General features: G+C 46.7%; 3 protein-coding genes and 1 pseudogene. All 4 read right to left on the bottom strand.

The window, feature by feature from the left end:
* A pseudogene (locus BZG25_RS15475) lies at nucleotides 1-446 on the bottom strand (sel1 repeat family protein); the annotation flags it as partial.
* Nucleotides 433-4,107, bottom strand: coding sequence for a LysM domain-containing protein (locus BZG25_RS15470; protein WP_158010051.1), 3,675 nt, complete (start codon nucleotides 4,105-4,107; stop codon nucleotides 433-435). The gene BZG25_RS15470 and the pseudogene BZG25_RS15475, both read right to left, overlap by 14 nt.
* 1 nt (nucleotide 4,108) lies before the next feature.
* Nucleotides 4,109-4,618 (bottom strand): DUF4123 domain-containing protein, encoded by a 510-nt coding sequence (locus BZG25_RS15465; protein WP_158010050.1) that lies wholly within the window; start codon nucleotides 4,616-4,618, stop codon nucleotides 4,109-4,111.
* A 4-nt stretch (nucleotides 4,619-4,622) separates the two neighbouring features.
* On the bottom strand, nucleotides 4,623-6,306 hold a 1,684-nt coding region (locus tag BZG25_RS15460), incomplete at its 5' end, for a type VI secretion system Vgr family protein (RefSeq protein ID WP_108744034.1).

The raw sequence follows: 6,306 nt of genomic DNA, 5'->3' as shown, positions 1-6,306 counted from the left end.
CTCGAGCCTAGGTGTGCTCGACAGCGATAGCTTCTATTAGAAAGCCAATAAGCTGCATAAGGATTTCCCTCGCTCATTAGCTTCGCTAGACGAGATACTGCGACACTTTTTTCTGAGATATCATTCAATGTTAATCGCGAATATAGAATCGTTGCATGAGCATTCCCTCTTCCTATCAGGCGGTTAAACCTATCTTCTTCTTCTTTGTTCCACGGCGTTCCTCGTTGTAGGTCAAGCAACACATCATACATTTCATTTTCAGGACGAACTGTGCTGGATATATAAGGATCATCGGCTACTTTATCGATGTTCCTTTCAATAAAGCTCTTAAATAAAGGGATATCATCTTCCGGGTTGATCGCCTTTTCTTTTTCCTTACAAGCACTGATAGCTATCACTACAAATAGCAGAAAAGCTATCTTTATAATATTTTTATAAACCAACATCTTTAAGGCTCCAATCAATTATTTTTTCATTTTTTTCGGGTACTAATGCGATATGTTTGTTATCTTCATCATTTTTATAGCTAGTTAGCTCAATTTCTACACCTCGTCTACTAGCATTAGCCACCACTGAACGCGCATAGGCACGATACTCTGTATGAGTGACAGGTTCGAGTCGTTTTGTATCAACCGTGTTTGTGTAACTAGTTAGTACCATTCTGCCACAGAGAATTTTTGAAGCTTGATCGAAGTCATTTCTAACTTTTTTCAATAAATCACTCTGTTGAACTGTTCCAGCAACCAAAAGAGTTCTATGAATAAACCTTGCTATTTTATACCAGCTCTCTCTGAACCCCTCCCACTGCTGAGGTTTATCAGCTCCTGCATGAAGGTCGGCCATCTCAATCAAAGCTTCTTTCCACTGTCGCTGACTCGCACATGGCCCATGCTCATCTTGGTTTGTTGTATCGTTACTCAACCATTCCATAATATTTAAAATTGCTTGAGCTTGGCGTCTATTTAAAAACTCAGCGCTGTCTTCTACACTGGTCTCCGTTTCTCTATCTAGCAACGTATCGAGTATAGTTTCAAGTAAAGAGGTCGTTTCCGTTTGCGTTTTTAATAGCGTATTCAAAAGATTAGCTAATGTTTGAGGCGGAATACTCATAACCCAAGGTTTCGCCTTCTCTGCCTTCTTTTTTTCTGTTAACTGTTCGGCTAAGAACGGAGCATATTCTTTGCTTATGACATTCTTTTTGTACGATGCCCACAGGTTCGGTGGCATGAGTAGTACTTTAGAAAAAGATAGACCCAAACCAATAGCTATCGTCGCGATGTCGTTAAGGGTATTAAAATCATCATTTATGCCGTTTTCATCTACATCACCAAACACAGATAAGCGGCGGAAGTTACTTTGCTTAAGTACGCCAAGTAGACAGTCGATAAAGTCATCACTATTGATCGCATTTAATTCGATGCCCAAGGTGCCCTTACACCCGCCTCCAACTACTAAGCGCGCAGATGCGATGACCACTAGGACGCCGGCCTGGAAAGCAATACGGAATTCACTGTGAAAGCCTGCGCCGTACGCGGCCGAAAATTCACCCTTAATCGTACCTAAGGTTTTAGGAACTCGAGCATTAGGTGCTACCCAGAAAACGTCCGCCCCCAAGGCACCGCCTACTTCTACTCCGACAAAGGCATCTACCGTTACACCTGCCTCCGCTGCAACCTGACTATTCACTAAGTCTTGTTGCGTTGCACCAGTCATATTCTCAACTCGATGGACGTTAGGGTCGAAAAGGGTAACGGTACTACCACGTACCCCTAGCCCATTATCTATGTCACTAGGACCGACAGTAACGCTACTCCCTAACTGACACGTCGCACCAACTAACCCATAGACTGAACCGGTTATACGTGCCATTAACGCGCCAACATCGTAGCTGTACTCATCACCCTTATCATCGGTATAGAAAAGCGTCACCGCATGACCCCTAGCTGATGACGCTGATGCATTTTCACCCAAGGTATTGTTTTGCTCACCCTCTGGTAACCACAGACAAATACTCATTTGTCCTTGCAAAAGCGCCAACTTAGCCGAAATATTGCCACTCGCCCCCACTTGGCGAGGATCTTTGATTAGGTCTGAATAGCCTGATAACGGAAGGTTAAGTGCTGATTCTCCCTTTGCTGTAAAACGAAGAAATTGTGCTCCTGCATCTTCCGCATAAGCAGGCTCGTTTAAACCCTCGATATTGCCTTCTTGAGCGTGGTAACTATCTTGCCAAAACACAGTGTCGAATTGAGATTGCGTTTTTAACGGGGCTATGCACACTTGGACACTTGTTTTTCTTAACTCTTTTAATGCATCAGTGACACTATTTACACCAACGATATTCCCCCCGCCTGTCTGAGGAGATGCAAACGTAATACGATCAGTAATGAAATCAACATGGCAAGCTGCTTTGGTATAGAATGGATCTGACTTATCGTAAGGCATATACCACTCTGGTCCACGCAGGTAAAAAACTTGCCCTGTGGATAAAAAACTGCACTCAACTGGCTGAATATCGCTGAGTCCCGCATCATTGACAAAGGCACTTACACCTTTTTTATTGGGCTGGTGATCTTTTCTATCCCACACTAATACAAGATCGGGTGCCAGATCTTTCCTTTCAGCATCGGCAAAAAAGAATCGAAGCTGGTTAGGGCCTTTTTGAGCCGTTTGTTTAGCCAAGATTTTTAAATGCTCTATTCTTTTTTGTGCTATCAACTTTATTGTTAATAGTTTATTAAAAAGCTTATCAAGCGGTGTGCCTTGGCTTTGACCCAGTATTTGATTCAAAGCATTTTGATGTTTGGTTATCGTCATGTCGATAAGGTGTATCAATGCCTTAGCTGGATAATACGACCACGCGGCTTTATTGACATCATTAACAAGGCTTTCAATGTTTAGGCTGTCATTTATTTCAGTGCTACCTGTTATCTCTTGGTATAAGCTATCAATCAGCTCAGTCTGCTCGATTGAAATTGGTTCTGGTGATGTCCGCCAGTCGTCTCCGCGGTTGCGTAATACTTGAGGTCCCGCCGCAACACCGACATCTCCCTCTAGTTGCTCCAACGTCAAACATTGCTCTTTAAAAACAATACCTTCTTGGTTGAGTAGCTTGAAACCGGGAAGAAAACCATCTTTCGCTAGCTCGTTAAGCTCACGTATCGCCGCTTGGTGTGGCCTTTTAGCCAGATCCAGACCATCGATATAGTCGTAAATAAGGTTACACGCTCTTTTAATCCGCTCTTCTCTTCGTGATGTGAAGTATTGGTGGTCTTCGCTAAATACAAACTTAGTCCCATCATCTGAATTAATGTTGCCAGCATTTCTTTCCGCTTCCTCTTCCAGCTCGGTAATACGTTCGTCAATGGCATTCAATATAAAAGTACGGACACGCTCTTCGACCAATTTGTCAAAATTTGCGTTGCCACTTCTGTCTTGAGGTGCAAGAGATTGAAACTTACCGCCATAATACAGTGCATTTCTTTCAGCATTTTCTCGTCGAGTCTCTTGCTGAACAATATCATCAAACGCTAAGTCAAGCTCCTCAAGTGCCTGGGTTAGAAACCCCTGAGGATCCGCAGATTTATAATAGGCTTTTGTTTGTACCACTAAACGCAGTGGCAGAAGGGTGGTATAGAGTTCCTTGTCTTCCTCATCCATAAACGCTTCATGAGGGCGTGTGGCAAACTTAGACATGATGCCAAGCTGATTGATATTTGCCAATGTGGTGCTGTAGTCGCCTTCAACAACGGCGTCCTGCATTAGGACTTTTTCTTCTTCGATAAGGTCCTTGGCCTCTTGTGTCACTGCGTACCAGCATTTTTCACCCGTCTTAGGATGCGCTGGCACATATAAGATGTCGACAAAATCAGCGATTTGACACTCTTGTTCCGTAGCAGGCGCTTCTGGTGCCTTTTTAAATGATTCGCGAGAGGCCTCCGTATCGGCAGGTTCCGGCAGCTCTATCTTTAACGTATCTCCAGCATAGATAAAGTCGGGATCTTTGATTTGCGTACTGTTCAGCTTGAGAAGATCCTCTTCGGAGACGTCAAACTTTTCAGCAATAAGACTTAAGCAGTCACCTTTCGTTATTTTGTATTCTTTCATGTCACACCCACTGCTTAAAAACAGAATCTTGTTGTTCGCCCTCCACGGGCGTGAATGGATTTGGCTTGTATAGGCACACAGGCACATCGTCTGAGTTAAACCAAAACACCCCTTTGCTAGGCCCCAAGCATTGCACGATATCGTCTGTATTGGCGTGTGCTAAAACGGCATCCCAAAGTCGTTGGCTTTGAAAGCGCAAACATAAAACTTGGCCAGCAACTTCTATCTTCAACATCGCTTGTAAGTGCGCAATAAAGTCATCTGCACAGGTTTTGTCATCCACTGCAAATATTACCGAGCTGGTATCAAAATAAGACAGTGTGCGCCATGTCTCGACGTTAGCGATATCCGCTCCCATATTCACCAAATAAGGGCTTTGCTCAAGCAGATAATCAAAGGGAGTGCCTGCATATAGGGGCAGAATTTGCTGGACACTAAAGTGTTCTTGAATCAGTTGCGCGGCATCACTGATCCTTACTGCATCAACGAGAAGCCAATAATGCGTTGCCATACACTTATCCCTCTTCCTGCAAACACGGACAATCTTGACGAGGGCATGAACCATCGAATTGTCGTTGACACAATTTCAGCACAGGAAGGTTTGCCACCGATGCCACTTTTAAGGTCGCAGGTGAAAGCTGCAGGGGTAAAGGATCGGGACTCTCTGGCGACTCCACCCCAAATGGCAGGGCGGCGACTTTGCCGGCATAGCCACTGCCTGCACCAGGGCTGCCGCCTGAGTTGAGGTTAATCGCAGGGCCCACAAGGTGGACACCGCCGCCATCAATGCTGACAAAACTGCCGCCGGCTTTGACGGTGATGCTACTTCCCGCCTCAATCACTGCTTTTTGACCGGCTTTGATGTGAATTTCGTTACTGGCGTCATTCACCCATACTTGGCCAGCTTTGACATGCAGCGAGCCGTCGACAATCAGGGTTTGGTCTTGTTGAGTGTACTGGCGACTCTCTCCCTCCACGGTATGATGCGCATTGCCCATCACACGATGAAATTGGTCGTTGTGTACTTGATGGTGGTTGTCATGACCTATCTCAGTCACCCGGTCGTTTTCGACCTCGGTGTGCCAGTCTTTTTGCGCGTGTAAATACACTTGCTCACTGCCCGATTGGTCTTCGAACGTCAGCTCGTTATAGCCCTCACCTTGATGACTCTCGCTGCGCCAAACCGTCTTGGTTTTGTGTGCCGGTAAAGTATAAGGCGGTACATTGGTCGCGTGATACGTGCGGCCGGTGATAATCGGTTGGTCAGGGTCACCGTGTAAGAAGGACACAATCACTTCATGACCAATGCGGGGAATCGCCATCATGCCGTATTGGCTGCCTGCCCAGCCTTGCGCCACTCGTATCCAGCAGCTGCTTTTGTCATCGCCGTTGGAATAACGGTCCCACGGGAAGTGGACTTTCACTCGCCCGTGTTCATCACAGAAAATTTCTTCGCCGTCCGGTCCCACCACGGTGCCTATCATGGGGCCATCCACTTGAGGTTTGGGCGTGGGGGTTGCGCGCCACGGAGTGGTGGCAGGGATAAGCATAAACTGGTTGTTGTAGGTGGTGGCCCCTTGTCCGCCCTCTTCTTCCAGTGCTTGCGGTTGGCTGCCTTGGTGATGCACTCGCACCACTTGCCATGCTTGGTTGACGCTTTCATCCAGATGGTCGCTGATGGTAAAGCGATAGCCGGCTCTTAATGCCGGTTCATTGCTTTGCCCGTTGGCATGTTCGGCTTCACGGCGTAAGTACTCGAGGCGGGTTTGGTTAAACGCCTGTCCAGTGGCGTCGTCTTTAAAGCGGCCCGGGAAGTCAAAGTGCTCGTAGCTGTCGGTGCGCTGGTAATCAATGCCATCGGCTTGCGCCGCTTGTTGAAAACTGTAACGCGGCTTTTTAAAGCTGTAGTCTTTTAACGCCGTGTGGCTAGGCTGCGCCGCGGTATGGCGTATCAGGCCATAGATATACGGGGTATCGGTGCGACCGCCACTGACAGCATTATAGGGCACAGGACTGTCAAGCTGGGGCAAGCTGTCGGGCGCATCGGTTATTATCAGGGTGTGGGTGTTAGCATCGTGCTCATGGTGATACACCAAGCCTTCTTCTGCCGCTAAGCGGTGGAAGAAGGCTAGGTCGCTTTCTCGATGCTGCACACAGTATTCACGTTCGGCATAGTCACGGGTTAGCGAGAAGCTAACC

The sequence above is a fragment of the Salinivibrio sp. ML198 genome, assembly GCF_001996015.1.
Lineage (GTDB): Bacteria > Pseudomonadota > Gammaproteobacteria > Enterobacterales > Vibrionaceae > Salinivibrio > Salinivibrio siamensis.
Note: the sequence above shows the minus strand (reverse complement) of the source record. Positions and strands in the feature narration are given on the sequence as shown.